The sequence below is a fragment of the Geodermatophilus sp. URMC 61 genome, assembly GCF_052931555.1.
This window is the reverse complement of the sequence record NZ_JBRFHZ010000002.1, coordinates 4205326-4230425: the sequence shown is the minus strand read 5'-3', so window position 1 is coordinate 4230425 and position 25100 is coordinate 4205326. Positions and strand designations below refer to the sequence as shown.

Here is a 25100-nt window from a genome sequence, read left to right as displayed (position 1 = left end):
CCCCGATCGTGGACAGGGGCGCAGAACGGCTCTCAGCCGGATGCTGGCGGTTTCTGCTCTCCAGGATACCGGGTGGTCCGACAGGAATGCCGCCGTCCCGGCCCTCACGTCGTGTCTGCGCCACTCGCAGCACGCCTGCCACCACCGGTGTTGGCCAGCGGGTCGACACGCCGTCCCCGAGCGGCTGACGGCCCCGTCCCGGCGGCCCCCGTCCAGAGGCTCACCGCGGCACCGTCCAGGGCACTGCTGGCTCCTTGCTGGGTCCCGCCGCGGCCCCGTCCCCAGCCCCGGCCCCGGCCCGAGCCTGCGAGGCGTGAGGAGGACGGGGTCCTCCTGCTGGGCTCGCGAAGGGTGGGGAGGACGGGGTCCTTCAGTTGTGCGGTCCCGTGGGGCCCTCTCCGGTCAGGTGGCTGGGGTCGAAGCGCGGCGCCTCGGCGCCGGTGCGCTTGTTGACGAGGACCGTCACCCCCCAGAGGACGACGCCGATGGCCAGCAGGACCCCGGCGATCCGGTACTGCTCGGCCGGCCGGCCCGCCCAGGGCGTGGCGAGGTACGCGCAGGCGAGCGCGCCGACGAGGGGGAGCACCGTCGGGGTGCGGAAGTGGTCGGCCTCGACCCGGTCCCGGCGCAGCACGAGGACGGCGACGTTGACGACGGTGAAGACGATGAGCAGCAGCAGCGCCGTGGTGCCGCCGAGGGCGGGCACCGCCCCGACGAAGGTGATGAGCCCGAAGGCCAGCGCGGTGGTGAACAGGATGGCCGTGGTCGGCGTCCGGCGGCGGGGGTGCACCCGGCCGAGCAGGTGCGGCAGCACCCGCTCCTTGCTCAGGCCGTAGACCAGCCGGCTGGCCATCAGCATGTTGATGAGCGCGGAGTTGGCGACGGCGAACATCGTGATGACGCCGAAGACGCCCAGCGGGAACCCGGGTGCCCCCGCCTCCACCACCTGCAGCAGCGGGGTGTCGCCCTGGCTGAGCTGGTCCGCGGGCACCAGCGCGATCGCCGAGATGGACACCAGCACGTAGATCAGGCCGGTCAGGCACAGGCCGGCCAGCAGGACCTTGGGGAAGATCCGCCGCGGCTCCTTGCACTCCTCGGCCATGTTGACCGAGTCCTCGAAGCCGACCATCGCGAAGAAGGCCAGCCCGGTGGCGGCGATGACCCCGCCTACGAGCGAGCGCTCGCCGGTGTCGAACTCGGTCACCCGTGAGAAGTCGCCGCCGCCACCACCCAGCGCCCACACGCCGACGCCGATGACGATGAGCAGGCCGGTCAGCTCCACGCAGGTGAGGACGACGTTGGCCTTGACGCTCTCGCCGACGCCACGGAGGTTGACCAGCGCGACCAGCGTCATGAAGCCCAGCCCGATGAGGGTGATGCCGATGCCCTCGCCCACACCCAGGCCGGTCACGCTCGCGAAGTTGGCGCTGAACGCCCGCGCGGCGGTGGACGCCGACGTGATGCCCGAGCTCATCACCGCGAAGGCGACCAGGAACGTGACGAAGTGGATGCCGAAGGCCTTGTGCGTGTAGAGCGCGGCACCGGCCGCCTGCGGGTACTTGGTGACCAGCTCCAGGTAGCTGAACGCGGTGATCAGCGCGACGAGGAAGGCGACCAGGAAGGGCAGCCAGACGACGCCGCCCACCTGCGCGGCGACCTGGCCGGTCAGCGCGTAGATCCCGGTACCGAGCACGTCGCCGACGATGAACAGCAGCAGCAGGCCCGGGCCCATCACCCGCTTGAGGGCCGGCTGGCCGTCGGCCGTGCGGTCGGGCGCAGCGGTGGTGTCGGCCATGGTGACCCCCTGCTCGGCTCGTGCCGGTGGACGCGACCGCCGTTGGTCTTCAGGACGTGCGCCCCAGGGTGGCGGGTGCGGCGGGAGCCCGCGACCCGAGCGCGCACGGCGATCCCGCCGGACACTCGGGACATGGCCGAGACCGACGGCACCACCCGCACCCCGACGGCGAAGACCTGCCTGGTGACCGGGGCCACCGGCTACATCGGCGGGCGGCTCGTGCCCGAGCTGCTCGCCGCCGGGCACCGGGTGCGGGTGATGACCCGCTCGCCCGAGCGGCTGCGCGACCACCCGTGGGCGGGGCAGGTCGAGGTCGCCCGTGCCGACGCCGGCGACGCCACGGCGGTCGCGGCGGCCTGCGCGGGGGTCGACGTCGTCTACTACCTGGTCCACGCGCTGGGCACCGGCAAGGAGTTCGAGGAGACCGACCGGCGGACGGCGCGGGTGATGGCCCAGGCCGCGCGGGAGGCCGGCGTGGGCCGGCTCGTCTACCTCGGCGGGATGGAGCCCGAGGACGAGGAGCTCTCCCCGCACCTGCGTTCGCGGGCCGAGGTCGCCGAGATCCTGCTGCACTCCGGCGTCGCGACCGTCGTCCTGCGCGCCGCGGTGGTGCTGGGCTCGGGGTCGGCGTCCTTCGAGATGCTGCGCTACCTGACCGAGCGGCTCCCGGTGATGGTCACGCCGCGCTGGGTGCACAGCCGGATCCAGCCGATCGCCATCCGTGACGTCCTGCGCTACCTGGTCGGCTGCGCGACGCTCCCGGCCGACGTGCACCGGTGCTTCGACATCGGCGGCCCGGACGTCATGACCTACCTGGACATGATGCAGCGCTTCGCCGCGGTGGCCGGTCTGCCCAGGCGCCGGATCCTGCCCGTCCCGGTGCTCAGCCCGGGACTGTCCAGCCACTGGGTCGGCATCGTCACCCCCGTGCCGGCGTCGATCGCCCGCCCGCTGGTGGAGTCGCTGCGCAACACCGTCGTCTGCGCGGAGCACGACATCGCGCAGTACGTCCCGGACCCGCCGGAGGGGCTGCTGGGCTTCGACGAGGCGGTGCGGCTGGCGATCCAGCGGGTCAAGGACCAGACGGTGGCCACCCGCTGGTCGTCGGCGTCCACGCCCGGGGCACCGTCGGACCCGCTGCCCACCGATCCGCACTGGGCCGGCGGCACCCTCTTCGTCGACGAGAAGACCCGCGAGACCGCCGCGTCACCACAGGCGGTGTGGCGGGTGGTCGAGGGCATCGGCGGGGAGACGGGCTGGTACTCGTTCCCGCTGGCCTGGGAGGTGCGCGGCTGGATGGACCGGGCCGTCGGCGGTGTGGGCCTGCGGCGGGGACGACGGTCGCCGTCGGACCTCTACGTCGGTGACGCCCTGGACTTCTGGCGGGTCGAGGAGCTCGAGGAGGGCCGGCTGCTGCGGCTGCGCGCCGAGATGCGGCTGCCCGGGCTGGCCTGGCTCGAGTTCCACGTGGAACAGGAGCACGGGCGCACCCGGCTGCGGCAGAGGGCGACCTTCAAGCCGACCGGGCTCTTCGGCACCCTCTACTGGTGGGTGCTGGTGCCGTTCCACGGCCCCATCTTCGGCGGGATGGTGCGCAACATCTGCCGTGCGGCTGAGGAGGGGACCGCGGCCGCCGTGGGTGAACGACGGGCCCGCGCGGCCTGAAAAGGACTCCGTCCCCCGACGATCAGCTGAGCTCACCGTTCCAGGTGCTGGCTCACGACCAGTGGTGAGTCAGGAGCCGGCTCGATCAGCTCAGCTGATCACCGGGCGGGTCCGACCAGCGAGAGGACGGCGGCGAGGGCCAGCGGGCGCCGGTGCGGACGCAGCAGCGGCAGCAGCTCGCGCAGCGTCGCCGGGGGTGCGGCCTCCGCGGGGGTGGTGCTCACCGAGCCCGGACGCCGGGCTCAGAGCGCGGGGGCGAGGGCGGCGACCAGCGCGGTCAGCAGCCGGGCGTGGTGCTCGATCAGCTGCGGCCGGTGCCCGTCGGGGCGGATGGCTGCGAGATGACCCGCCGCCGTCCAGAACTCGTCGCCGTCGTCGGTGCCCAGCAGCAGGCCGCGCACCGTGGCGTCGCCGACCAGCGCGCGGGCGGCCGGGCCGTCCTCGGCGGTCAGCAGCACCCAGCGGGTGTCGAAGCCGGGGTCGCCGCTGGGGACCTGGACCAGCCCGCCGGTGCGGTGCTTCCAGAAGCGGGCCGGCGACAGCCGCAGCGGCGGGAGGGCGCCCAGCACCGGAGCCGCGGTGACCGCGTACTCGGGGACGGCGTAGCGCCCCGACGCGTAGAGGACGTCGAAGGCGACCAGGTCGAGCGTGCCGTAGCGGCCGCGCATGACGCCGGCCGGCCGGTGGTCCTTGGTGGCGCGGACCGGGGCGGTGCGCACCAGCTCGGCGAGGACGGCGTCCTCCGGCGCGGTGCCGTCGGAGATCGCCCAGCCCTGCTGGACCGCCCAGCCCTGCGCGCCGACGGCGTCGCCCTGGTAGGCGAAGACCCGCTCGAGCTCACTGGGCTGCCGGGGCCGCCGGCTGCCGAAGAGACCGCCGGGCGCCGGCTGCTCACCCGCCGTCTGCGGGCCGGCCTGCGACGGCGAGGCGGGACGGTCGGGCTCGGCCGGCGGCAGGTCCCAGCCCGGCGGCTGCCACGCGGTGCTGCCCCCGCTCTCCCCCGGGCGGTCGGTGGGCGGCTGCTCGGGCCGGTCGGCCGGGGGCTGTTCGCCGTCCCCGCCGAGGTGGCCGGGCTCGCGCCAGCCGCTGCCCTCGTCCGGGCGCTCCTCGAAACCGTCGCGGTCGCGCGGGCTGCTCATCGCTGCCTCGTCTCCATCTGCGTCGTCCTCCCGGAGCTCCCGCGCGGGCGGGGCCCCTATCCGTACGTGTCCCGCGGACCGCGTCCGCGGACCGAGCGGGGGCCCTTCTTCCAGCTGGGGGCCGTCGGACCGACAACGCGCAGCCGGGTCACGACGTCCCCGCCGACCGAGGCGCGCAGCTTGCCGAGGATCGTCGGCGCCAGCAGCCGCAGCTGGGTGGCCCACGCGGTGGACTCCGCGACCACCAGCAGCTCGCCCTCGGTCAGGGTCTGCGGCGTGCAGTGGGCGGCGATCTCCGGCCCGACCAGCGCCGACCAGCGGCCGAAGACCGCGCCGACCTTCGTGTGCTCGGTCCAGTCCTGCGTCTCGACGAGGTTGTCCACCAGCCGGCCCAGCGGCTGCGGGTCGTCGTCCCCCGGTCGGGGTCCGCTCCAGGTGCGCTTGGGGCCGGCGATCCGCCGTCGGGTGGGGCGGGGCCGGGACGCCGACGCCGCGCGCGCCGCCTCCAGCGCCGCGCGGGCGATGTCGCTGGGCCGCCCCTGTCGCTCCTCCGTCACGTGACCTCCTCCCGCACGGCCCCATCCTCGGCGGCCTGCGGGTCGAGCGGTACCGCCTGCCCGCCGGCGACCTGCACCACCGTGCCGCGCAGCTCCACGGGGACGTCGTCGAGCACCGCCGCGGTGACCAGGCACTGCTCCGCGGAGCGGGCGACGGCCGCCAGTGCCGCGCGGCGGTCGGCGTCGAGGGTGGCGAAGACGTCGTCGAGCACGAGGATCGGCTCGTCGCCGTCGGCCCGCAGCAGCGCGAAGCAGCCCAGCTTGAGCGCCAGGGCCAGCGACCAGGACTCCCCGTGGCTGGCGAAGCCCTTCGCCGGCAGCGAGCCCAGCGAGATGACCAGGTCGTCGCGGTGCGGGCCGACCAGTGTCATGCCACGGTCGACCTCCTCGTTGCGGCGCTCGGCCACCCGCTCGCGCAGCGCGGCGGAGAGCTCCTCGGCCGTGGGCAGGGTCGTCCCCGGCCGGACCGGCGTCCCGTCCCCGGCCAGCGGCACCGTGCTGGCGTAGCCGAGCGCGGCGAGGGCGGCGTCCGCGCCTGCCACGCCGGCGTAGGCCCGGGTCACGTGCGGGGCCAGGTCGGCGACCAGCCGCAGCCGCGCGGCGAGCAGCTGCCCGCCGAGGTCGACGAGGTGCCCGTCCCAGACGTCCAGCGTGGCCAGGGCGTTGCCGCGGGCCATCCGAGCGGTCTTGAGCAGCGCGTTGCGCTGCTTGAGCACCCGGTCGTAGTCGCTGCGCACGCCGGCCAGCCGGGGGGTGCGGCTGACCAGCAGGTCGTCGAGGAACCGCCGCCGTTCCGCGGGGTCACCGCGGACGAGCACCAGGTCCTCGGGCGCGAACAGCACGGACTTCACCAGCCCGAGGAGCTCGCGAGGCCGCGACAGCGGCGCCCGGTTGACCCGCACCCGGTTGGCCTTCCCCGGGTTGATCTCGATCTCGACCAGCAGCTCGCGGTCCTCGCGGCGCAGCGCCGCGCGGACCACCGCCTGGGAGGCCCCCTGCCGGACCAGCGGGGCGTCCCCGGACACCCGGTGGCTGCCCATGGTGGCCAGGTAGCCGACCGCCTCGACGAGGTTGGTCTTGCCCTCGCCGTTGCGGCCGACGAGGACCGTCGGCCCCGGACGCAGGGCGAGGTCCACCCGGTCCCAGTTGCGGAACGAGCCGAGCTGGAGGTGTCGCAGGTACACCTCAGCATCCCCGCGGTGAGGTACGGGGACGGCCCCCCGGTGGTGAGGTGCTGGAACGGCCACCCTCCAGGGTCCCGCGCCGAGCTCGCGAGGCGTGGGGGGAAGGGTGGTCCTCGTTCATGCGGGGCGCTCGACCTCCTGCTCGCGGACGGCGTGCACCGCGTGGCCGCCGAACTGCTGGCGCAGCGCGGCGACGGCCTTCATGGTCGGCGAGTCCTCCTGCCGGGAGGAGAACCGCGCGAACAGCGAGGCCGCGATCGCCGGCATGGGGACGGCGTTCTCGATGGCCTGCTCGACGGTCCACCGGCCCTCGCCGGAGTCCTCGGCGTAGCCGGTGATCTTCTCGAGGGCCGGGTCCTCCTCGAGCGCACGCACCAGCAGGTCCAGCAGCCAGGAACGGATGACGGTGCCCTGGGTCCAGGACTTCACGACACCGGGGACGTCCTCGATCAGGTCGACGGCGGCGAGCAGCTCGTAGCCCTCCCCGTAGGCCTGCATCATCGCGTACTCGATGCCGTTGTGGACCATCTTGGCGAAGTGCCCGGCGCCGACCGGCCCGGCGTGCACGAAGCCCGCGCCCGGGAGCTCCTGACCGGACTCGTCCCGCGGCGCCGGTGGCTTGAGCGCGTCGAACACCGGCTGCACCTTGGCGACGTCCTCCTTGGTGCCGCCCACCATCAGCGCGTAGCCGTTCTCCAGGCCCCACACCCCGCCGGAGACGCCGGCGTCGACGTAGCCGATGCCCTTCTCGCGGCACATCACGTCGTGGACCTGGTCGTCGGTGAACCTGGAGTTGCCGCCGTCGACGATCACGTCGCCCGGGGCGAGATGCTCGGCGAGCTCCTTGACGGTGGCCCGGGTGGGTTCACCCGCCGGCACCATGACCCACACCACGCGCGGTGCGGCGAGCGCCTCGATGAGCGCCGGGAGGCTCTCGACGTCCCGTCTCCCGGGGGCGCGGTCGTACCCGACGACCTCGTGACCGGCGCGGCGCAGCCGCTCGGCCATGTTGCCGCCCATCTTGCCCAGCCCGATCAGCCCCAGCTGCACGGCTTCCGTCCTCTCGTCGCAGGTCGTCATGGCCCGGGGCGCACGCTGCGGTGCGGGTTCCCGCGGGTGCGGTGCCCCTGCCGGACGCCCGGGACACCTCGCGCGGATGGCCCTCCTGCAGGGCCCCGGCCCCGGCACCGTGGGCCCCGGTCGGGGCACCGCCCCGAGCGTGCGAGGGGCGGGGCGGACGGGGGCCTCTCACGGTGGGGGCAGGAGGGTCCTCACCCCGGCAGTCGCACCGGCATGATCAGGTACCGGTAGCTGCCCGGCCGCTCGGCCGGCCGGGAGGCCGCCTCGTCGTCGGCCGCCGGCTCGGGTACCCCGGAGAGGACGGCGGGCTTGAGCGGGCTGGTGAAGTCCATCCGCGCCCGCGGTGTGTGCACCGCCGCCAGCCCGTCGAGCAGGAACGTCGGGTTGAAGCCGATGGTCAGCGGCTCCCCCTCGAACTCGACGTCGCAGCGTTCCTCGGCCTGGCCCTCGTCGTCGGTGCCGCCGGCGCGCAGGGTGACCTGGCCGGGGGTGAACTCGCAGCGCAGCGGCGTGCCCCGCTCGGCAACCAGGGCGACGCGTTTGGCGGCGTCGGTGAACAGCCCGACCGGCAGCGTGGCGTTGCTGGCCGACTCGTTGGGCATGATCGCCCGGTACTTGACGAACTCGGCGTCGAGCAGCCGGGTGGTGGTCTGCCGGTCCTTGCCCGAGAGGCCGAGGATGCCCTCGCCGGAGCCGCCCGAGGACAGCGACAGGGTGATCTCCGGGCCGCTGGTCAGCGTCTTGGCCGCGTCGGCCAGCGTGCGCGCGGGGACCAGCACCGCAGCGGTCAGGCCCGGGGTCTCGGGCCGCCAGGCGAACTCGCGGACGGCGAGGCGGTAGCGGTCGGTCGCCGCCAGCGTCACCAGGTCGTCCTCGATCTCCAGCCGGACGCCCGTGAGCATCGGGAGGGTGTCGTCCCGCCCGGCGGCGACGGCCACCTGACCGACCGCCTCGGCGAAGACGTCGCTGTCGACGACGCCGGCCGACGACGGCATGGCCGGCAGGGAGGGGTAGTCCTCGACCGGCAGCGTCGGGAGGCTGAAGCGCGCGTTCCCACAGACGATCGACAGACGCGGGCCCTCGGCGGTGAGGTCGACCGGGTGCGGCGGCAGCGCGCGGGTGATCTCGGCGAGCAGCCGGCCGGGGACGAGCGCCCGGCCGCTCTCGGAGGCCTGCACGTCGACCTCGGCGCGGGCCGAGACCTCGTAGTCGAAGCCGGACACGGACAACTGGCTGCCGTCGACCTCGAGCATGATCCCGGCCAGCACCGGGACCGACGGCCGTGGCGGCAGGCTGCGCGCCGTCCACGCGACGGCATCGGCGAGCACCTCACGTGCCACCCGGAACTTCATGACCTGATCCACCCCAGCTGTCGTCGGTGTCCTCGTGGTGCGGTGCTCATCGTGCCCTCTGGGAGGGACATCGAGGTAACCGCTGTCCTCGATCGATCACTCGCAGCGCAGCTTCCCCACCCAGACTGTGGTTCGAGAAAGCCTCGATCTATCTCCCTCATCCTCGTCATCACTGGTGTGGATCCTGGGGATCGAGGCCGTCCGCGCAGGTCAGCACCCATGTCGACATGTTGGCCGACTGTGGGTGGTGAGGCGGACTCCCGTGTCGACACGTGGACATCTCGACCGTTCCCCACACCGGCCGTCGTCTCTCCACGTCCTGTCCCCTGCTTCCCCCAGGGTCCGTCCCCAGTCCGTACCCAGGTGCGGGTGCCCCGTGCCGCCGCGGTCGGCGTCCGACGTCCCCCGTGCGGGTGAAAGCGCAGCTCACGGAGGGATCAGGAGGGATCCCCAGGCGTGGACGGAGCGGTGGGCATCTCGGGCACGTCGTGACGGCGGGTGAGCGAGTGAGGAGAGATCTCCCCAACCTGTGCACATCGCTGGGGACAACTCGTCGACCAGTCGACCCGGGTCGCCGGTGCGAGTGACCTGCACAGCACGCCTGACGCGGGGACGACGACCGTCCGTCCACCCACAGACTTGTGGACACGCGGCGACCCGATGGGGACACAGAGGTGGACGAGCGATGCCCCGGTGCACGCGATCGCTGCCGGCCGTCTCCGCGGAGACGGCCGCCGGCTCCGGTCAGGCGGATCGGGGGACGACGCCCGGCGCCCCGCCCATCAGCCTGAGGACGTCGTCCACCGACCGCAGGTCTGGGGCGGAGAGCCCGATCACCGGCCGGCCGGCGGCGACGAGACGCCCGAGCCGGACGTCGTCCCCCGCGCTCTGCAGGCCTCGACGTGCTGCTCGCCCTCGTACTCGACCACCACCCCCACCTCGGGCCGGGCCAGGTCCACGCGCGCCGGCCGGGTGCCGTCGTGGCCGGGAGGGACCGGACTCAGGACCGCGCGCGGCTCTTGATCCGGGCCGTGAGCTCGGTGACCTGCGTGTACGTCGCCCGCCGCTCGCTCATCAGGTTGGTGATCTTCTTGACGGCGTGCATGACCGTGGTGTGGTCCTTGCCGCCGAAGGAGGCCCCGATCCGCGGCAGGGACAGCTCGGTGAGCTCCCGGCACAGGTACATGGCGATCTGGCGGGCGTTGACGAGCGTGCGGCTGCGGTTGGAGCCCTGCAGCTCCTCCATCGTCACGGAGAAGTACTCGGCGGTGGCGGCCATGATGATCGCCGCGGTGATCTGCGGGCCCTGCTCGTCGCTTATCAGGTCCTTGAGCACGAGCTCGGCCAGCGGCAGGTCGACCTGCTGCTTGTTCAGCGACGCGAACGCGGTGACCCGGATGAGCGCGCCCTCGAGCTCGCGGATGTTGGTCTGCACCTTGCTGGCGATGAACTCCAGCACCGGGTCGGGCACCTGCAGCCGCTCGCCGTAGGCCTTCTTGCGCAGGATGGCGATGCGGGTCTCCAGGTCCGGGGCCTGGACGTCGGTGATCAGCCCCCACTCGAACCGCGTGCGCAGCCGGTCCTCGAGCGTCGTCAGCTTCTTCGGCGCCCGGTCGGAGGTGATGACGATCTGCTTGCTGGCGTTGTGCAGCGTGTTGAAGGTGTGGAAGAACTCCTCCTGCGTCCGCTCGGCGCGCTCCAGGAACTGGATGTCGTCGATGAGCAGGAAGTCGATGTCCCGGTAGCGGCGGCGGAAGTCCTCGGCCCGCCCGGAGTGCACCAGGTTGATGAACTCGTTGGTGAACTCCTCGGTGCTCACGTAGCGCACCCGCACGTTGGGGAACATCCGCGCGGCGTAGTGGCCGATGGCGTGCAGCAGGTGCGTCTTGCCCAGCCCCGAGTCGCCGTAGATGAACAGCGGGTTGTAGGCGCGGGCCGGCGCCTCGGCGACCGCGACGGCCGCGGCGTGGGCGAACCGGTTGCTGTTGCCGATGACGAAACTGTCGAAGACGTACTTGGGGTTCAGCCCCGGGTCCTGGGCGCCGGCCGGGGCCCGGCGGTCGCCGAAGAGCGGGACGGCGTCCCCGCCGCCGCGGGACCCGCCGCGCCGGCTCCGGGACGGCGGCGCGGGCAGTTCGAGGGCACCCCCGACGTCGTCGCCGGTGTCCAGGTCGAAGGGCAGCACGGCCACGCCGTTCTCGTCGAGGTCGGTGCCGCCCCAGTCCCGCTCGGCGGCGCGGGTGCCGCGGCCGGCCGGACGCCGGGCCGGCGGGCTCCAGTCGGTGGGGCTCCACTCCTCGGCGTCGCGCTCGGCCGGTCGGGTGTCGGAGGCGCTCCTGCCGCCGTCCTCCCACACGGGCCGGACGTCGGCACGCACGCCGAACGCGCTGCGCCCGTCGTCGGCGCGGTCGCGGGTCTCCCGGTCCTCCTCGGCGCGCTGGGCCTCGACCACCGACCACGGACGGCGGGTCGGCACCTCGGGCGCGGGTGCCGCCGGCGGCTCGGCCGGGCTGTCCTCGACCTGGACGGCGACGCGGATGTCGCGGCCGAGGTGCTCCGACAGCGCCTCGGCCAGCACCCGGCGCATCCGGGACTCGAGCACGGTCTGGGTGAACTCGTTGGGCGCCGACAGCACCGCGGTGTCCTCGAAGACCCCCACCGGGCGGGTGAGGTTCAGCATCGCGTTCTGCTGCGGGGACAGGCTCGTCGCCAGCCGTCCGCGGATCTGGTCCCAGACCGTCGCCAGGTCCACCGTGGCATCGGCCATGGCCCTCGTCCTCCCAGGTTCCGTGTGTCGTCGACCTCCACCGCGGCCGCCCGTCGCCGGGTCCGTCGTCCCCCCGGTCGATCCCCCACTGTGGACGTCCGGACACACGGAGTCCACACCGGTGTCCACAGGCTGTGCACGGTCGGCGACGCAGGCGCACCGGCCTCCCGCGTGTTCCGCCGGTCTGGGGCGTCGCCGCTGGTCAGAGGGGGAGTCGTCGCGGTTCTCCGGAGTGCGTGGTGGTCGGTCGACACCAGCGGGGCGGCCCCTGCGCCGGACGTCGGTGTCCGGTGTGGAACGACGGCGACGCTAACAGCCTCGTCCACAGCCCGGCAACGAACCCGGAGGCGGTGCCCGGCGCGCCGCGGGGCGTGTCGCGCAGCGTCCGCGGCGCGGCACCGCCTGTCCGGTCCGCCGATGGGAGACCCTGGGTAGTCGGTGTCCGGCCGGGCCGCCGGTCCGGGCGCTCCCTCGGCTATGCTGGTGGGAGATCCGTGGACGGGGACACCGGCTCCCGCCGTGTGCCCGTCCCTGTCGCGCGTCCCCTCCCGGTGGACGCGCCCCGTCGATGTCGTGTAGTGGGAGTACCTCGTGAGCAAGCGCACGTTCCAGCCGAACAACCGCCGCCGGTCCAAGACCCACGGCTTCCGGCTGCGGATGCGCACCCGCGCGGGCCGGGCGATCATCGCCGGTCGTCGGCGCAAGGGTCGCGAGAAGCTCTCCGCCTGAGGTGCTGCCCGCGCAGGCACGCCTGCGCCGGCGTCCGGAGTTCACCGCGGTCGTCCGGTTCGGCAGGCGTGCCGGACGGCCGACCATGGTGCTCCACTACCTCCCCGAACGGCCCGTGACCCCGACCCCCGGCGACGCCGGGACGGTCGGTGGTCCACGGGCCGGCTTGGTGGTGGGCAAGGCCGTGGGCAACTCCGTCGTCCGTCACCGTGTGACCCGGCGGCTGCGCGCGGTGGTGCGTGACCAGCTGGACCGCCTGCCCCCCACCGCGGACCTGGTGGTCCGCGCCCGGCCGGAGGCGGCCACCGCCAGCTCGGTGGACCTGCGCCGCGACCTGACCGCCGGGCTCGACCGCGTCCTCCGGGTCCGCACCCCGTGACCGCCGACCCGCCGGCCGCCCGCGGCGGACGACGTCCGATCGCCCGGGCGCTGCTGGCCGTCGTCGGCTTCTACCAGCGGGCGATCAGCCCGGCGCTCCCCCCGCGGTGCCGCTTCCAGCCCACCTGCAGCGCCTACGCCGCCGAGGCGATCGCCGTGCACGGCGCAGGTCGCGGGAGCTGGCTGGCCCTGCGACGGCTGCTCAAGTGCGCCCCCTGGCACCCTGGTGGCCTCGACCTGGTGCCGCCGGCCCGGTCGACCGCGCCCGCACCCGCCCGACCCGTCCCGTCGACACCCCGCCGGGCCCCGCAGGAGGAGTCCCCCCTTGCTTGACTGGCTGTACACCGCCATCTCATGGGTCCTGGCCCGGTGGCACTCGCTGTGGAGCCTCGTCCTCGGTGACCCCGAGGCAGGGACGGGGCTGTCGGGCCTGGCCTGGGCGCTGTCGATCGTCTTCCTGGTCGTCACCGTCCGGGTGATCCTCTTCCCGCTGTTCGTCAAGCAGGTCAAGTCACAGCGGGCGATGCAGGAGCTCCAGCCGGAGATCCAGCGGCTGCGCAAGCAGTACGGGAGCGACCGGCAGGGCTTCAGCGAGGCGATGCTCAAGCTGCAGCGTGAGCGCGGGGTCAGCCCGCTGGCGGGCTGCCTGCCCATCCTGCCGCAGATCCCGATCTTCCTGTCGCTGTTCCACGTGCTGCGGCGGCTGGCGCCGGACGCCCAGGGGCTCTACAGCTGGAACGACCAGCTGACCGACGAGGCCGCGCGGGCGCCGTTCTTCGGCGCGCCGATCTCGTCCTCGTTCTTCATGAGCGGGGCGAAGGAAGACGCGATCCTCGAGATCACCAACGGCTACGGCCAGATCCGGGTCGTCGCCTTCGTGCTCATCGTGATCATGAGCTTCACGACGTTCTTCACGCAGAAGCAGATCATGCGCCGGTCCGGTCCGGTCGAGGGCCAGGCCGCGATGGTGCAGAAGATGCTGCTCTACGTGATGCCGCTGGGCCTGTTCGTCTCCGGCTTCCTGTTCCCCATCGGCGTCCTCCTGTACTGGTTCACCAACAACCTGTGGACGCTGGGGCAGCAGTTCTTCATCCTGCGCAAGATGCCGCCGCCCGGCTCCGACGCGGCGAAGGCCAAGGCCGCCGCGGAGAAGCCGGCCGTCGACCCCAAGGCCCTGGCCCCCCGGCCCGGAGCCAAGCCGGTCCGCCCCAAGGGCGGCCGCCCCGCCGCCCCGGCCTCGACGGTCGACACGGGGAACGGGACCGGCGACACCACGGCCGACGACGCCCCCACGGCGACGGGTGCCACCGCCGCGAGCTCCGACGGCTCGTCGGCGGCCGCCCCCTCCTCGGGGAGTCGCCCGCGCAGCGGCGGCGGGCGCGGCACTCAGGGCCCGGCCAACCGGGGCAAGCGCAAGCGCCGCTGATCCGGCGCGTGCGGCGCCCCTCCGGGCGCCCGCGCCGGTGACCGACCACCGGGGCCGACCCCGGACGCCCGCACGACTGGAGGACACGCCATGAGCGCCCCGCAGCACCCCACCGAGCCGTCGGCCCCCATCAGCGAGGCCACCTCCGGCGCGGTCCTGAGCCCGCCCGCGGACGCCGCGGTGCCCGCGCAGCCGGACCTGCCCGACCCGGACGAGGACGGCGCCGACGCCGCCATAGAGCCGGCGGACCTGGCGGAGGACGACGCGGGGGGCGACGACCTGCTGGTCCGCGAGGGCGACGTCGCCGCCGACTACCTGGAGCGGCTGCTCGACATCCTCGACGTGGACGGCGACATCGACCTCGACGTCGAGGGCGACCGGGCCTCGGTGGCGATCGTCGGTGGCGACCTCAAGGACCTCGTGGGCCCCGACGGCGTCGTGCTGGAGGCGCTGCAGGAGCTCACCCGGCTCGCCGTCGCCCAGTCCACCGGCGTCCGCAGCCGCCTCATGCTCGACATCAGCGGGTTCCGCGCCCGGCGCCGGGCCGACCTGACCTCGCTGGCGGCCGAGACCGCGCGCCGTGTCGCGAGCAGCGGACAGCCGGAGCGGCTGTCGGCGATGAACCCGTTCGAGCGCAAGGTCGTGCACGACGTCATCGCCGGGGTCACCGGCGTGCACAGCGAGTCGGAGGGCGAGGAGCCCAACCGCCGCGTCGTGGTGCTGCCCGACAGGTGAGCGGGCCTGCGAGCTCAGGAGAGGGTGCAGCAGCGTCGCGAGCGCGGTCGCCGAGCGCCGGCGAGGCGACCCGCGTGAGCGGCACCGGCTCACCCGACGCGGGCGCCCCAGCCGTCCCGCCCGCCCCGGAGGTCGCTCGCTCGGTGTTCGGGCCGGCGCTGGCCGACGCCGAGCGCTACGTCGCCCGGCTGGCGACCGACGGCGTCACCCGCGGCCTGATCGGCCCGCGGGAGGTGCCCCGGCTGTGGGAGCGGCACGTCCTCAACAGCGCCGCCGTCGCCGACGCCGTCCCGGCCGGTGCCCGGGTGGTCGACGTCGGCAGCGGCGCCGGCCTGCCCGGGATCCCCCTGGCGCTGGCCCGGCCGGACCTCCGGCTCACCCTCCTCGAGCCGATGGCCCGCCGGGTGGAGTTCCTCGAGGAGGTCGTCGCGGATCTGGGCGCCCCGTGGCGCGTCGTGCGCGGGCGGGCCGAGGAGCGATCGGTGCGCGCCGCGGTCGGGCCGGTGGACGTCGTCACGGCGCGGGCCGTGGCGGCCCTCCCCCGCCTCGTGGCGTGGTGCCGCGGGCTGCTGCGCCCGGGCGCCCAGCTGGTGGCCCTCGTCGGGTCGCGCGCGCTCGAGGAGTTGCCGTCGCTGGTGCCCGACCTCGAAGCGGCCGGGATGCGTGACGTACACGCACGGGCTGTCGGAGCGGGGCTCGGAGAGGCTGCCACTACCGTGGTGGTGATGACGCGAGGGACGCGGTGACCCGCGTTCCACGTGGAACCCGCACGACTTCCGGCGTCCGTTCCACGTGAAACGGACCGGCAGGAAGGACCTCAGATGACCGACCCGGGCCAACGGCTGCGGAGCAGTCTCACGGCCGAGCAGTCGGCCTCCGCCGTCGAGTTCGACAGCCCCATCGCGATGGAGGCACTGCGGGCCACCCAGGTCCTGCACGCGGCCGACCAGGAGCCGTTCCCCGCACCGGGTCGCATCCGGGTCATCACCATCGCCAACCAGAAGGGCGGCGTCGGCAAGACCACCTCGTCGGTCAACCTCGGGGTCGCCCTGGCGCTGTACGGGCTGCGGACGCTGGTCATCGACCTCGACCCGCAGGGCAACACCAGCACGGCCCTCGGCGTGGACCACAGCGTGGGGACGCCGTCGGTCTACGACGCCCTGGTCGGTGACAGCTCGCTCGCCGAGGTGGTGCACCCGACGACGGCCACGCCACTGCTCTCCTGCGTGCCGGCGACCATCGACCTGGCCGGTGCCGAGATCGAGCTGGTCTCCGTCGTCGCCCGCGAGTACCGGCTGCGCCGGGCGATCGAGACCTACCTGCAGGAGCTCCCGCCGGAGCAGCGCCCGCACTACGTGCTCATCGACTGCCCGCCGTCCCTGGGGCTGCTCACGCTGAACGCGCTCGTGGCCGGCGACGAGGTGCTCATCCCCATCCAGTGCGAGTACTACGCGCTCGAGGGCCTGGGGCAGCTGCTCAACAACATCGACCTGGTCCGCCGGCACCTCAACCCCGGGATCGCCGTCCGGACCATCCTGCTCACGATGTACGACGGGCGGACGAAGCTGGCCGACCAGGTGGCCGAGGAGGTGCGCAACCACTTCGGCAGCCTGGTGCTGGACACCGTCATCCCACGGAACGTGCGAGTCTCGGAAGCCCCCGGCTACGGCCAGTCGGTGGTCACCTACGACCCCGGGTCGCGCGGCTCGACCAGCTACGTGGAGGCCGCGCGCGAGCTGGCCCACCGCGGCGTCTCCCTGCCGCCGCTGCCCTCCCGTCCGACGCCCGGCACACCCGTCGCCGCGCCCCTGGGCGCGGCGTTCCCCGACACCGACGCGGCGACCGTGCCCGTCCCCCCGTCCTCTGAGGAGCGAGCATGAGCAAGCGTGGCGGTCTGGGCCGTGGGTTGGCGGCGCTGATCCCCACCAGTGCCCCGGAGGACGAGCAGTCCCCGCTGCCCGTCGCGGACGACGGCGCTGACCAGGCCGCTGACCGCGAGGCCGCACCGGCCGCGCCGCCCGCTCCCCCGGTGCATCTGCTCCCCCCGGCGGCCCAGGCCGCGGCCACCGTCGCCGCGCAGGCCGAGGCCGCGGTCGGCGTCCCCGGCGCGCAGCTGCGCGAGGTCGCGGTGGTCGACGTCGTCCCCAACCCGAAGCAGCCCCGCCAGGTCTTCGACGACGAGGCCCTGGAGGAGCTCACGCACTCCGTCCGCGAGTTCGGCCTGCTGCAGCCGATCGTCGTGCGCGAGCGCTCCGAGGGCGGCTACGAGCTCATCATGGGCGAGCGCCGGTTGCGTGCCGCTCGCGCCGCCGACCTGAAGTTCGTGCCGGCGATCATCCGGGACACCACGGACGACGCGCTGCTGCGCGACGCCCTGCTGGAGAACATCCACCGGGTCCAGCTCAACCCGCTCGAGGAGGCCGCGGCCTACCAGCAGCTGCTGGAGGAGTTCGGTGCCACCCACGAGGAGCTGGCCAGCCGGATCGGCCGCAGCCGTTCCCAGGTCACCAACACCATCCGGCTGCTCAAGCTGCCGGTGAAGGTGCAGACGCGCGTCGCCGCCGGCGTCATCTCCGCCGGCCACGCGCGAGCGCTGCTCGGCCTCCCCGACGCGGGGAAGCAGGAGGCGCTGGCGGCGCGCATCGTCGCCGAGGGGATGTCGGTGCGGGCCACCGAGGAGGCGGTCGCGCTGGCCGTCGCCGAGGAGCCCGCCGCCAAGCGCCGGCCGCGGCGGATCAGCGCGCCCGGCGTCGAGGACCTCGCCGGCCGGCTCTCGGACGCCTTCGAGACCAAGGTGCGGATCCAGATCGGCCGGGCGAAGGGCCGCATCGTCGTCGAGTTCGGTTCGGTCGACGACCTGCAGCGCATCATCGGGCAGATGGCCCCGGACGTCGCAGGACACCGTCCCGAGGAGTGATCGACGCACAGAGGCCCGGTTCCGTCACGGACGGAACCGGGCCTCTGTGTCGCCCTCCGACGGCCCGTCCCGGGTCCCGCCGGCCCCGTCCGGAGGCTCACCCCGAGCCCTGCGAGGGGTGAGAGGGACGGGGTCCTCCGTCCTCAGCGGGTGGTGCCGGCCCGCCGGGTCAGCAGCCGGGCGAGGACGTCGCCCAGCGAGGAACCGGCCGCCTCGACCGCCATCGGGAACATCGAGGTCTCGGTCAGCCCCGGCGAGACGTTCACCTCGAGGAAGTGCACCTCGCCGTCCGGGCTGACGATCGCGTCGGTGCGGGAGAGGTCGGCCAGGCCCAGGACCTCGTGCACCCGGACGGCGATCCCTGCGGCCCGTGCCGCCACCTCGGCCGACACCCGCGCCGGCGCGTGGTACTCGGTGAGGCCGGGGGTGTAGCGCGCGGTGTAGTCGAAGACGCCCGACTCGGGGGCGATCTCCACCGCCGGGAGCGCCTCCGGGCCGTCACCGAGGTCGACCACCGAGAGCGCCACCTCGACGCCGTCGACGTAGCGCTCCACCATCACCGTGTCGCCGTAGGCGAAGCAGCTGACCATGGCGGCGGGCAGGTCCTCGACCCGGCTGACCTTCTGCACGCCCAGCGCGGAGCCGCCCGAGGCCGGCTTGACCATGAGCGGCAGGCCCAGGCGGGCGACGATGAGGTCCAGCACCGCACCGGCGCCCAGCTCCCGGAAGGTGCTGTGCGGGAGGGCCACCCAGTCCGGGGTGGTCACCCCGGCGGAGCGGACGACGGACTTCGCGGCCGGCTTGTCCCAGGCCAGCCGGCAGGCCGCGGCCGGTGAGCCGACGTAGGGGACGCCGGCGAGGTCGAGCACCGCTCGCAGCGCGCCGTCCTCGCCCGTGGCGCCGTGCAGCGCGATGAAGACGGCGTCCGCGGGTGCCGCGGCCAGACCCGGCAGCAGCTCGGCGTCGGCGTCCCGCAGCTCGGCCTCCACGCCGGCGCGAGCGAGCTCCTCGGCCACCTGCGTGCCGGAGGAGAGGCTGACCTCCCGCTCGACGTTCAGCCCGCCGGCGAGGACGACGGCGCGCAGCGGGTGCGCACCGGCCCCCTGCTCGCTGGTCGGTGCGGGTGCAGGCTCGGTCATGGACGGTCCTCGTATCGGTCGCTGTTGGCCGGGCCGACGAACGGGTCGACGGTGTGCGGCCCCGGAACGGCCCGGAAGGTGCCGGTGTCCACCCCCTCGAAGGTCGAGTGCAGGTCCAGCTCGGCCTCGATCACGCGGGCCAGCCGGCGGACGCCCTCGCGGATCTGGGCCGGCTCCGGGTAGCAGTAGGACAGCCGCATGAACTCGCGGCCCGACCCGTCGGCGTAGAAACCGATGCCGGGCACGTAGGCCACGTGCGCGTTGACCGCGCGGGGCTGCATGAGCTTGGCGTCCAGCCCGTGCGGCAGCTTGAGCCACACGTAGAAGCCGCCGTCGGGCCGGGTCCAGGTGGTGCCGGCCGGCATGAGCGCGTCGAGCGACTGGAGCGTCGCGTCCCGCCGCTCCCGGTACAGCTCGACGAAGTGCTTGATCTGCTCACGCCACGGCTGGGTGTCCAGGTAGCGGGCGACGGCGTACTGGGTCAACGAGGGCGGGCAGAGCACCTGGGCCTCGGTGGCCAGCACCAGCTTCTCCCGGACGGCGAGCGGAGCCAGCACCCAGCCCACCCGCAGGCCCGGGGAGAACGTCTTGGAGAACGAGCCGAGGTAGACGACCCGCCGGTCGTCCCGGGCCCGCAGCGCCCGCATCGGCTCGCGGTCGAAGCCGAGCAGGCCGTAGGGGTTGTCCTCGATGACCAGCAGGTCGTAGCGCTCGGCGATCTCCATGACCGCCTGCCGCCGGGGCTCGGACAGCGTGACGCCGGCCGGGTTGTGGTAGTTCGGCACGGTGTAGAGGAACTTCACCCGGTCGCCGGCGGCGCGGCACTCGAGCAGCGCCTGCTCCAGCGCCTCGGGGATCAGCCCGTCGTCGTCCATCGGGACGTGCCGGACGCGCGCCTCGGCCGCCTGGAAGACCCCCAACGCGCCGACGTAGGAGGGGCCCTCGGCGAGGACGACGTCGCCGGGGTCGCAGAAGACGCGGGTCACCAGGTCCAGCCCCTGCTGGGAGCCGACGGTGACGACGACCTCGCTGGGCGAGGCGTCGGTGATGCCCTCGAGGGCCATGACGTCGCAGATCCGCTCACGCAGCCGCGGGTCGCCCTGCCCGGAGCCGTACTGCAGGGTCTGGGCACCCATCCCGGACACCAGCTCGCCGATCATCGAGCCGACCGCGTCGAGCGGCAGCGCGGTGACCGCGGGCATCCCTCCGGCCAGCGACACGACCTCGGGGCGGCTGACCACGGAGAACAGCGCACGGATCTCCGAGGTCTTCATCCCGTGCGTTCGTGCCGCGTACCGGTCCGCCAGCGGGTCCAGCCGCGGGTGGCGCGGAGCGGGGTGGTGCACACCGGGACCCGGGGGTGTTCCGGGCTGGAGATCGGCCACGTCCCGAGTGTAGGGAGCCACACCGGACGGCCCGCCGGGGACACGGCGAGGGAACGGACTGGTCCCTCCCGCCCGTCACAGTGACACCGTCGTCCTGCCGGACGACACCGCGGCCAGGTGCCGGCCCCTGCTGCGCTGAGCCCTGCCCGGCACTCGATCGCGGGAGCCCCCGGCCCCCACTCCTCGCGCCGCCTCGCAGGCGGCTGAGGTGCTATCTCCTCGCGGGCAGGATGAACGTGCCCGTCGGGGGGTCGGCCTCGGCGGGCAGGAACAACCGCTGGACGGCGGCGAGGACGGCGCTGGCCACGGTGCTGCGCAGCCGGGCGTCGAGCAGCAGCAGCCGGTCGACCGGGTGGGAGAGGTAGCCGACGTCGATCCGGACGGCGGGCATGCGGCTCATCCGCAGCAGGTCCCAGGTCTTGGGGTGCGAGCCGAGGTCGAGCAGGCCGGTGCGGACGACGACCTCGCGGCGTACCAGGTTGGCGAACTGCTCACCCACGGTCGAGGAGGCCCCCGAGCCGGTGCCGTAGTAGAAGCTGGCCACCCCACGCGCGTGCTCGGAGCTGTGCGCGTCGGTGTGCAGCGAGAGGAACAGGTCGGCGTGGGCGTCGTTGGCGAACGCGGTCCGCTCGGCCGGGGACGGGTCCTGGTCGCGGCCGCGGGTCAGGTAGACGGTGGCCCCGGCGGCGGCGAGCCGGCCCTCGATGCGCGAGGCCAGGTCGAGCACCAGGTCGGCCTCGGTGGTCTCCCCGAAGGTGTTGCCGGTGTCGGTGCCCCCGTGGCCGGGGTCGACGACGATCCGCCGTCCGATGAGGTGCGGACCGCTCTCCACGAAGCTGGCGCTCTGCCGCAACAGCTGAGGGCGCCCGCCGGTGACCTTGCGGCCGAGCTGGCGCAGGGCCCGCAGGGTCGCCGGCCCGCAGGTGCCGTCGGAGGCCAGGCCGTAGTCGCGCTGGAAGGCCCGCAGCCCCGTCTCGGTCTCCGGGCCGAAGACGCCGTCCACCGGGCCGGCGTCGTAGCCGAGCTCGTGCAGCCGGTCCTGCAGGTTGGTGACGTCGTCCCCGCGCACGGGGCGCACCGGGTCGTGGTGCAGCAGCCGGTCGCCGAGCGACCACCGGGCCTCGGACAGGGCCCGGTAGGTCTCCTCACCGACGCGGCCGTCGACGGTCAGCCCGCGCACCTGCTGGAAGTGGCGGACGGCGAGTTCGGTGGACGCGTCGTAGACCGCCTGGTCCAGTGACGCCTCCTCCGCGGCACTCCCCGCCGGCAGCAGGGTGAGGGCGCGCAGAGCGGCGTGCACGTCGGCCACGGCGGGGCCACGGTCCCCCGGCCCCAGGGGCTGCATGCTGCTGTCGGATGCCATCGTGGGTCGATTGTGGTCCCCGAGCGCTCGGGCGGCCCGGTGGGGCCCCGCATGCGCGAGGGCCTCCTCCGCCGGCCGGCGGAGGAGGCCCTCGGAGCGGCCCCGTCCCGGGTCCCGCTGGCCCCGTCCCGGGCCCCGCCGCGAGCTCGCGAGGGGGTGGGGAGCGGGGTCCTCCAACGAGGGGTGGGGAGGACGGGGTCCTCTGTCAGATGTAGTCGGCGAGGTCCGAGAGGATCGCGCCCTTCGGCTTGGCGCCGATGATGCTCTTCACCGGCTTGCCGCCCTGGAACACCGTCATGGTCGGGATCGACATGACCTGGTAGTCGCGGGCGATCTGCGGGTTCTCGTCGATGTTGAGCTTCGCGATCGTCAGCTTGTCGCCGTGCTCGGCGGCGATCTCCTCGAGGACGGGGGCGACCATCTTGCACGGCCCGCACCACTCGGCCCAGAAGTCGACGAGCACGGGCTTGTCGCTGCCCAGCACGTCGTCGGCGAAGGTCGCGTCGGTGACCGTCACGGTGTTGCCTGCCATGGTCTCTCCCTTGGTTCAACTGGCTCGAGTGCCGCCGGTGTCAACCGGCGAACGGATGGATGTATGCCCGGGTCAGGCTGCCCCTCCGCAGGGTCCCGCCGCGAGCGTGCGAGCGGTGGGGACAGTGCGGGGACCACCGTGCCCCCGGCACTCGCACCCTCGCGCCGGGCCCCCGCGAGGTCGCCGTCAGCGCTCGCCGAAGGTCTCGGCCAACCAGCGCTCGGCGTCGATCGCCGCCGCGGCGCCGGTACCCGCCGAGGTGATGGCCTGCCGGTAGATGTGGTCGACCACGTCACCGCAGGCGAAGACGCCCTCGATGTTGGTGCGGGTGGTCGGGTGCTCGACCTGGATGTAGCCCTCGTCGTCGAGCTTGAGCTGGCCGACGAAGAGCTCGCTGCGCGGGTCGTGCCCGATCGCCACGAAGACGCCCGAGACCGGCAGCTCCTGGGTCGTGCCGGTGCTGACGTCGGTCAGCTGCACCCCGGACACGGTCTGGTCGCCGAGCACGTCGGTGACCTGCTTGTTCAGCGCCCAGCGGATCTTCTCGTTGTCCTGTGCGCGCTTCTGCATGATCTTCGAGGCGCGCAGCTCCTCCCGCCGGTGGACGACGGTCACCGTCTTGGCGAAGCGGGTGAGGAAGGTGGCCTCCTCCATCGCCGAGTCACCGCCACCGACCACGACGATGTCCTGGTCGCGGAAGAAGAAGCCGTCGCAGGTGGCGCAGGCCGAGACGCCACGGCCGAGCAGGCGCTGCTCGTTGTCCAGGCCCAGGTACCGGTACTTCGAGCCGGTGGCGACGATGACCGCGTGCGCGCGGTGCACCTCGTCGCCGACCTTGACGATCTTCGGTTCGGCCGTGAGGTCGACCTCGGTGACGTCGCGGGCGACCAGCTCGGCGCCGAAGCGCTCGGCCTGGGTGCGCATGTCGTCCATCAGCTGCGGGCCCTGGATGCCCTCGGCGAAGCCGGGGAAGTTCTCCACCTCGGTGGTGGTCATCAATGCGCCGCCGAACTGCGAGCCCTCGAACACCAGCGGGTGCAGGTTGGCGCGGGCGGCGTAGATGGTGGCGGTGTACCCGGCCGGACCCGACCCGATGATGATCAGATCGCGGACGCCGTCGTGCTCGGCGGGCGGGATCGCGGGGTCCGCGTGCTCCGCCGTCACCGCGGGGCCGGGGGTCGGGTGGTCTGTCGTCACGCGCGGCACAACGAGGATCGTAGGGGCCGCATTCCCCGGCCAGGACCCCCTCCGGGGTGTTGCGGCCCCCTGCAGGGTCCCGCCGCGAGCTCGTGGGTGGCGGGGGCGAGGGCCCTTCCTCACCCCTCCGGCGTGAGGGTGACCTCGGCGACCTCCGCGGAGAAGCCGCCGTCCGACGGCGCCAGGCCGGTCAGCCACAGCAGCACGTAGCGGGTGGTCACCGGCTCGCCGAAGGACAGGTCGGCCGGGTCGCCGAGCTCGCCGCTCGCGACCACGCGGTAGGAGTCGAGGTCGCCGTCGGGCTGGTCGCCGACCCGGACCTCGGCGCTGGCTCCGGCGGTGCCGGTGACGCCGAGGCCGGCCAGGTTCTGCTCGGATCCGAGGTCGTAGAGGACGCCGATGCCGTCCTTGAGGTTGCCGAACGCCGCCGACCCCCGGTAGGTCACCGTCGACCAGGCCGTCGACGGGTCGCCGTCGAAGGACAGCGGCACCCGGTCGGGGTTGTCCGGGTTCCCGTCGCCGAACGGGTCGTACACGCTGCCGCCGGTGATGGTGGGCGCGTCGCCGGGGTCGGCCGTCTCCTGGGCGGGCGGTGCGCTGGACGGCGGTGCGCTCGGGACGGGCGGCTGGTCGCGGGCGACGTCGTCGGGCGAGATCACGTTGCCGAGCCAGACCGCGAGCGCGATGACGACGGCCAGGGCCGCCACCGGTATGCCAATGACGAGCAGCCGGCGCCGGCGCGCGTCCCCGGCCCCGTCGTCCCGCGGCTCCGCGCTGTCGTCGTCTGACAGCGGCAGCAGGTCGTCCTCGTCGTCCTCGTACCGGTGGCCGGGGACCGGCGGCAGGCCGCGGGCGTCCAGCGGCGGGTACGCGGTGCCGGAGGCGTCGCGGGTCGGTGCGGGGTCGACGGCGACGTCCTCGGCGGCCCCGGCCGCGCGTTCTTCCTCGCGGCGCTCGCGCAGTCGGCGCAGCCAGCCGCTGTCGGACTCGTCCGGGGCTCGTTGCGGCTCGGCGGTGTGTCCGGTGCGGGGGCGCTCGGCCAGCAGGGCGGCCATGGCGGCGACGCTGGACAGGCCCGCGCCGGGCTCGGTGGAGCGGGCGCGGCGCACCAGCGCGGCGAGGTCCGGGGGCATCCCCGTCGTCCGCCCGGACGTGGCGCTGCCCGGGCGCCGACCGGTGAGGCAGTACTCGAGCAGCTCCCCGAGGGCGGCGATGTCCCCCTGGACGGTGCCATTGGCGGCCGGCACCGAGCGCAGCCCGACCAGGCCGTTGGGCCGCAGGACGACGGTCTCCGGGGTGAGCCCTCCGACGGCCAGCCCCACCCGGTGCGCCGCGGCGACGCCCTCGGCGAGCCGGCGCAGCACGGTACGGGCCTCCCGCTCGGGCATCGGACCCTCGGCCAGGCGCTCGGCGAGGGTGCGGCCCTCGATCCACTCGTTCACGACGTAGGCCGCGCCCCCGGACGCCGCGCCGTCCCCGCTGCCCTCGGCGGCGTCGTAGACCATGGCCAGCGCGGGCGTGGCCAGCCCGCCGGCGGTGAGCGCGCGGGTGATCCACTCGCGGGCGGCCGGCCCGCCGGGGGTGTGCACCCGGATGGCGACGTCGCGGTTGAGGATGCGGTCCTTGGCCCGCCAGCAGTGGATGACGCCGGTGGCGGTGGTCTCGGTGGGGCCCACCTCGTCGAGCGGGCGGTAGCGGTCGGGCAGGCCGGTGATCGTGGACGTCATCGGTGCGCCCGGCCCCCTGTCCCCTCCGTGCCG

24 protein-coding genes are annotated in these 25100 nt (G+C 74.1%); 9 read left to right on the top strand and 15 right to left on the bottom strand.

Features of this window, described 5'->3' with window-relative positions; translation table 11 throughout:
• Positions 1–370: 370 nt before the first annotated feature.
• Positions 371–1795: an APC family permease gene (locus tag ACU610_RS19765; protein WP_446769399.1), complete on the bottom strand. Its 1425-nt coding sequence runs from the start codon at positions 1793–1795 to the stop codon at positions 371–373.
• Positions 1796–1927: 132 nt separating this feature from the next.
• Here ACU610_RS19765 and ACU610_RS19760 point away from each other — a divergent pair, with 132 nt between their 5' ends.
• On the top strand, positions 1928–3460 hold the full coding sequence (locus tag ACU610_RS19760; protein WP_446769398.1) for an SDR family oxidoreductase: 1533 nt from the start codon (positions 1928–1930) through the stop codon (positions 3458–3460).
• Between the two features lie 98 nt (positions 3461–3558).
• Here ACU610_RS19760 and ACU610_RS19755 read toward each other — a convergent pair whose 3' ends face one another.
• From ACU610_RS19755 to dnaA, 8 genes are all read right to left on the bottom strand, one after another.
• A complete protein-coding gene (locus tag ACU610_RS19755; protein ID WP_446769397.1) occupies positions 3559–3684 on the bottom strand; it encodes a hypothetical protein in 126 nt (41 codons plus the stop codon).
• Positions 3685–3702: 18 nt separating this feature from the next.
• Positions 3703–4599, bottom strand: coding sequence for a hypothetical protein (locus ACU610_RS19750; RefSeq protein WP_446769396.1), 897 nt, complete (start codon positions 4597–4599; stop codon positions 3703–3705).
• Between the two features lie 56 nt (positions 4600–4655).
• Positions 4656–5156 (bottom strand): DciA family protein, encoded by a 501-nt coding sequence (locus tag ACU610_RS19745; RefSeq protein ID WP_446769395.1) that lies wholly within the window; start codon positions 5154–5156, stop codon positions 4656–4658.
• The gene (gene recF, locus ACU610_RS19740; protein WP_446769394.1) at positions 5153–6340 is read right to left on the bottom strand and encodes a DNA replication/repair protein RecF; all 1188 of its coding nucleotides are present in this window, start codon (positions 6338–6340) and stop codon (positions 5153–5155) included. Before recF ends, ACU610_RS19745 begins: the two co-directional genes overlap by 4 nt.
• A 117-nt stretch (positions 6341–6457) precedes the next feature.
• Positions 6458–7390: a phosphogluconate dehydrogenase (NAD(+)-dependent, decarboxylating) gene (gene gnd, locus ACU610_RS19735; RefSeq protein WP_446769393.1), complete on the bottom strand. Its 933-nt coding sequence runs from the start codon at positions 7388–7390 to the stop codon at positions 6458–6460.
• A 221-nt stretch (positions 7391–7611) separates the two neighbouring features.
• A complete protein-coding gene (gene dnaN, locus ACU610_RS19730; RefSeq protein WP_446769392.1) occupies positions 7612–8772 on the bottom strand; it encodes a DNA polymerase III subunit beta in 1161 nt (386 codons plus the stop codon).
• 833 nt (positions 8773–9605) lie between these two features.
• The gene (locus ACU610_RS19725; RefSeq protein WP_446769391.1) at positions 9606–9731 is read right to left on the bottom strand and encodes a hypothetical protein; all 126 of its coding nucleotides are present in this window, start codon (positions 9729–9731) and stop codon (positions 9606–9608) included.
• Positions 9732–9772: 41 nt separating this feature from the next.
• Positions 9773–11539, bottom strand: a complete 1767-nt coding sequence (gene dnaA, locus ACU610_RS19720) for a chromosomal replication initiator protein DnaA (protein WP_446769390.1) — start codon at positions 11537–11539, stop codon at positions 9773–9775.
• A gap of 591 nt (positions 11540–12130) precedes the next feature.
• Here dnaA and rpmH point away from each other — a divergent pair.
• From rpmH to ACU610_RS19680, 8 genes are all read left to right on the top strand, one after another.
• Positions 12131–12268: a 50S ribosomal protein L34 gene (gene rpmH, locus ACU610_RS19715; RefSeq protein WP_089305879.1), complete on the top strand. Its 138-nt coding sequence runs from the start codon at positions 12131–12133 to the stop codon at positions 12266–12268.
• A gap of 1 nt (position 12269) precedes the next feature.
• Positions 12270–12647: a ribonuclease P protein component gene (rnpA, locus tag ACU610_RS19710; RefSeq protein WP_446769389.1), complete on the top strand. Its 378-nt coding sequence runs from the start codon at positions 12270–12272 to the stop codon at positions 12645–12647.
• On the top strand, positions 12644–12979 hold the full coding sequence (gene yidD, locus ACU610_RS19705) for a membrane protein insertion efficiency factor YidD (RefSeq protein WP_446769388.1): 336 nt from the start codon (positions 12644–12646) through the stop codon (positions 12977–12979). Before rnpA ends, yidD begins: the two co-directional genes overlap by 4 nt.
• A complete protein-coding gene (gene yidC / locus ACU610_RS19700) occupies positions 12972–14072 on the top strand; it encodes a membrane protein insertase YidC (RefSeq protein ID WP_446769387.1) in 1101 nt (366 codons plus the stop codon). The genes yidD and yidC overlap by 8 nt, the downstream gene beginning before the upstream one ends.
• 90 nt (positions 14073–14162) lie before the next feature.
• Positions 14163–14807 (top strand): Jag family protein, encoded by a 645-nt coding sequence (locus ACU610_RS19695; protein ID WP_446769386.1) that lies wholly within the window; start codon positions 14163–14165, stop codon positions 14805–14807.
• Between the two features lie 74 nt (positions 14808–14881).
• On the top strand, positions 14882–15553 hold the full coding sequence (rsmG, locus tag ACU610_RS19690; protein WP_446769385.1) for a 16S rRNA (guanine(527)-N(7))-methyltransferase RsmG: 672 nt from the start codon (positions 14882–14884) through the stop codon (positions 15551–15553).
• Between the two features lie 75 nt (positions 15554–15628).
• Entirely contained in the window at positions 15629–16687 is a 1059-nt protein-coding gene (locus tag ACU610_RS19685) for a ParA family protein (protein ID WP_446769384.1), read from the top strand.
• A complete protein-coding gene (locus ACU610_RS19680) occupies positions 16684–17724 on the top strand; it encodes a ParB/RepB/Spo0J family partition protein (protein ID WP_446769383.1) in 1041 nt (346 codons plus the stop codon). Before ACU610_RS19685 ends, ACU610_RS19680 begins: the two co-directional genes overlap by 4 nt.
• Positions 17725–17867: 143 nt before the next feature.
• Here the strand turns inward: ACU610_RS19680 and ACU610_RS19675 are convergent, their stop codons facing one another.
• The 6 genes from ACU610_RS19675 to ACU610_RS19650 form a co-directional block, all read right to left on the bottom strand.
• Positions 17868–18863: a D-alanine--D-alanine ligase family protein gene (locus ACU610_RS19675; RefSeq protein WP_446769382.1), complete on the bottom strand. Its 996-nt coding sequence runs from the start codon at positions 18861–18863 to the stop codon at positions 17868–17870.
• Positions 18860–20248 carry an aminotransferase-like domain-containing protein gene (locus tag ACU610_RS19670; RefSeq protein WP_446769381.1) on the bottom strand — a complete coding sequence of 463 codons (1389 nt, stop codon included), beginning with the start codon at positions 20246–20248 and terminating at the stop codon, positions 18860–18862. Before ACU610_RS19670 ends, ACU610_RS19675 begins: the two co-directional genes overlap by 4 nt.
• A gap of 211 nt (positions 20249–20459) precedes the next feature.
• Positions 20460–21611, bottom strand: a complete 1152-nt coding sequence (locus ACU610_RS19665) for an N-acetylmuramoyl-L-alanine amidase (protein WP_446769380.1) — start codon at positions 21609–21611, stop codon at positions 20460–20462.
• Between the two features lie 205 nt (positions 21612–21816).
• Positions 21817–22143 carry a thioredoxin gene (gene trxA / locus ACU610_RS19660; protein ID WP_091220964.1) on the bottom strand — a complete coding sequence of 109 codons (327 nt, stop codon included), beginning with the start codon at positions 22141–22143 and terminating at the stop codon, positions 21817–21819.
• Positions 22144–22329: 186 nt separating this feature from the next.
• A complete protein-coding gene (gene trxB / locus ACU610_RS19655) occupies positions 22330–23349 on the bottom strand; it encodes a thioredoxin-disulfide reductase (protein ID WP_446769379.1) in 1020 nt (339 codons plus the stop codon).
• A 110-nt stretch (positions 23350–23459) separates the two neighbouring features.
• Positions 23460–25067, bottom strand: coding sequence for a hypothetical protein (locus ACU610_RS19650; RefSeq protein ID WP_446769378.1), 1608 nt, complete (start codon positions 25065–25067; stop codon positions 23460–23462).
• Positions 25068–25100 lie beyond the last annotated feature (33 nt).

Coding starts and splice junctions, on each gene's coding strand:
- ACU610_RS19685 (WP_446769384.1), top strand. CDS start 15,629: ATGACCGACCCGGGCCAACGGCTGCGGAGCAGTCTCACGGCCGAGCAG.
- ACU610_RS19675 (WP_446769382.1), bottom strand. CDS start 18,863: ATGACCGAGCCTGCACCCGCACCGACCAGCGAGCAGGGGGCCGGTGCG.
- ACU610_RS19650 (WP_446769378.1), bottom strand. CDS start 25,067: ATGACGTCCACGATCACCGGCCTGCCCGACCGCTACCGCCCGCTCGAC.
- ACU610_RS19695 (WP_446769386.1), top strand. CDS start 14,163: ATGAGCGCCCCGCAGCACCCCACCGAGCCGTCGGCCCCCATCAGCGAG.
- ACU610_RS19665 (WP_446769380.1), bottom strand. CDS start 21,611: ATGGCATCCGACAGCAGCATGCAGCCCCTGGGGCCGGGGGACCGTGGC.
- ACU610_RS19760 (WP_446769398.1), top strand. CDS start 1,928: ATGGCCGAGACCGACGGCACCACCCGCACCCCGACGGCGAAGACCTGC.
- ACU610_RS19765 (WP_446769399.1), bottom strand. CDS start 1,795: ATGGCCGACACCACCGCTGCGCCCGACCGCACGGCCGACGGCCAGCCG.
- dnaA (WP_446769390.1), bottom strand. CDS start 11,539: ATGGCCGATGCCACGGTGGACCTGGCGACGGTCTGGGACCAGATCCGC.
- dnaN (WP_446769392.1), bottom strand. CDS start 8,772: ATGAAGTTCCGGGTGGCACGTGAGGTGCTCGCCGATGCCGTCGCGTGG.
- trxA (WP_091220964.1), bottom strand. CDS start 22,143: ATGGCAGGCAACACCGTGACGGTCACCGACGCGACCTTCGCCGACGAC.
- ACU610_RS19680 (WP_446769383.1), top strand. CDS start 16,684: ATGAGCAAGCGTGGCGGTCTGGGCCGTGGGTTGGCGGCGCTGATCCCC.
- ACU610_RS19750 (WP_446769396.1), bottom strand. CDS start 4,599: ATGAGCAGCCCGCGCGACCGCGACGGTTTCGAGGAGCGCCCGGACGAG.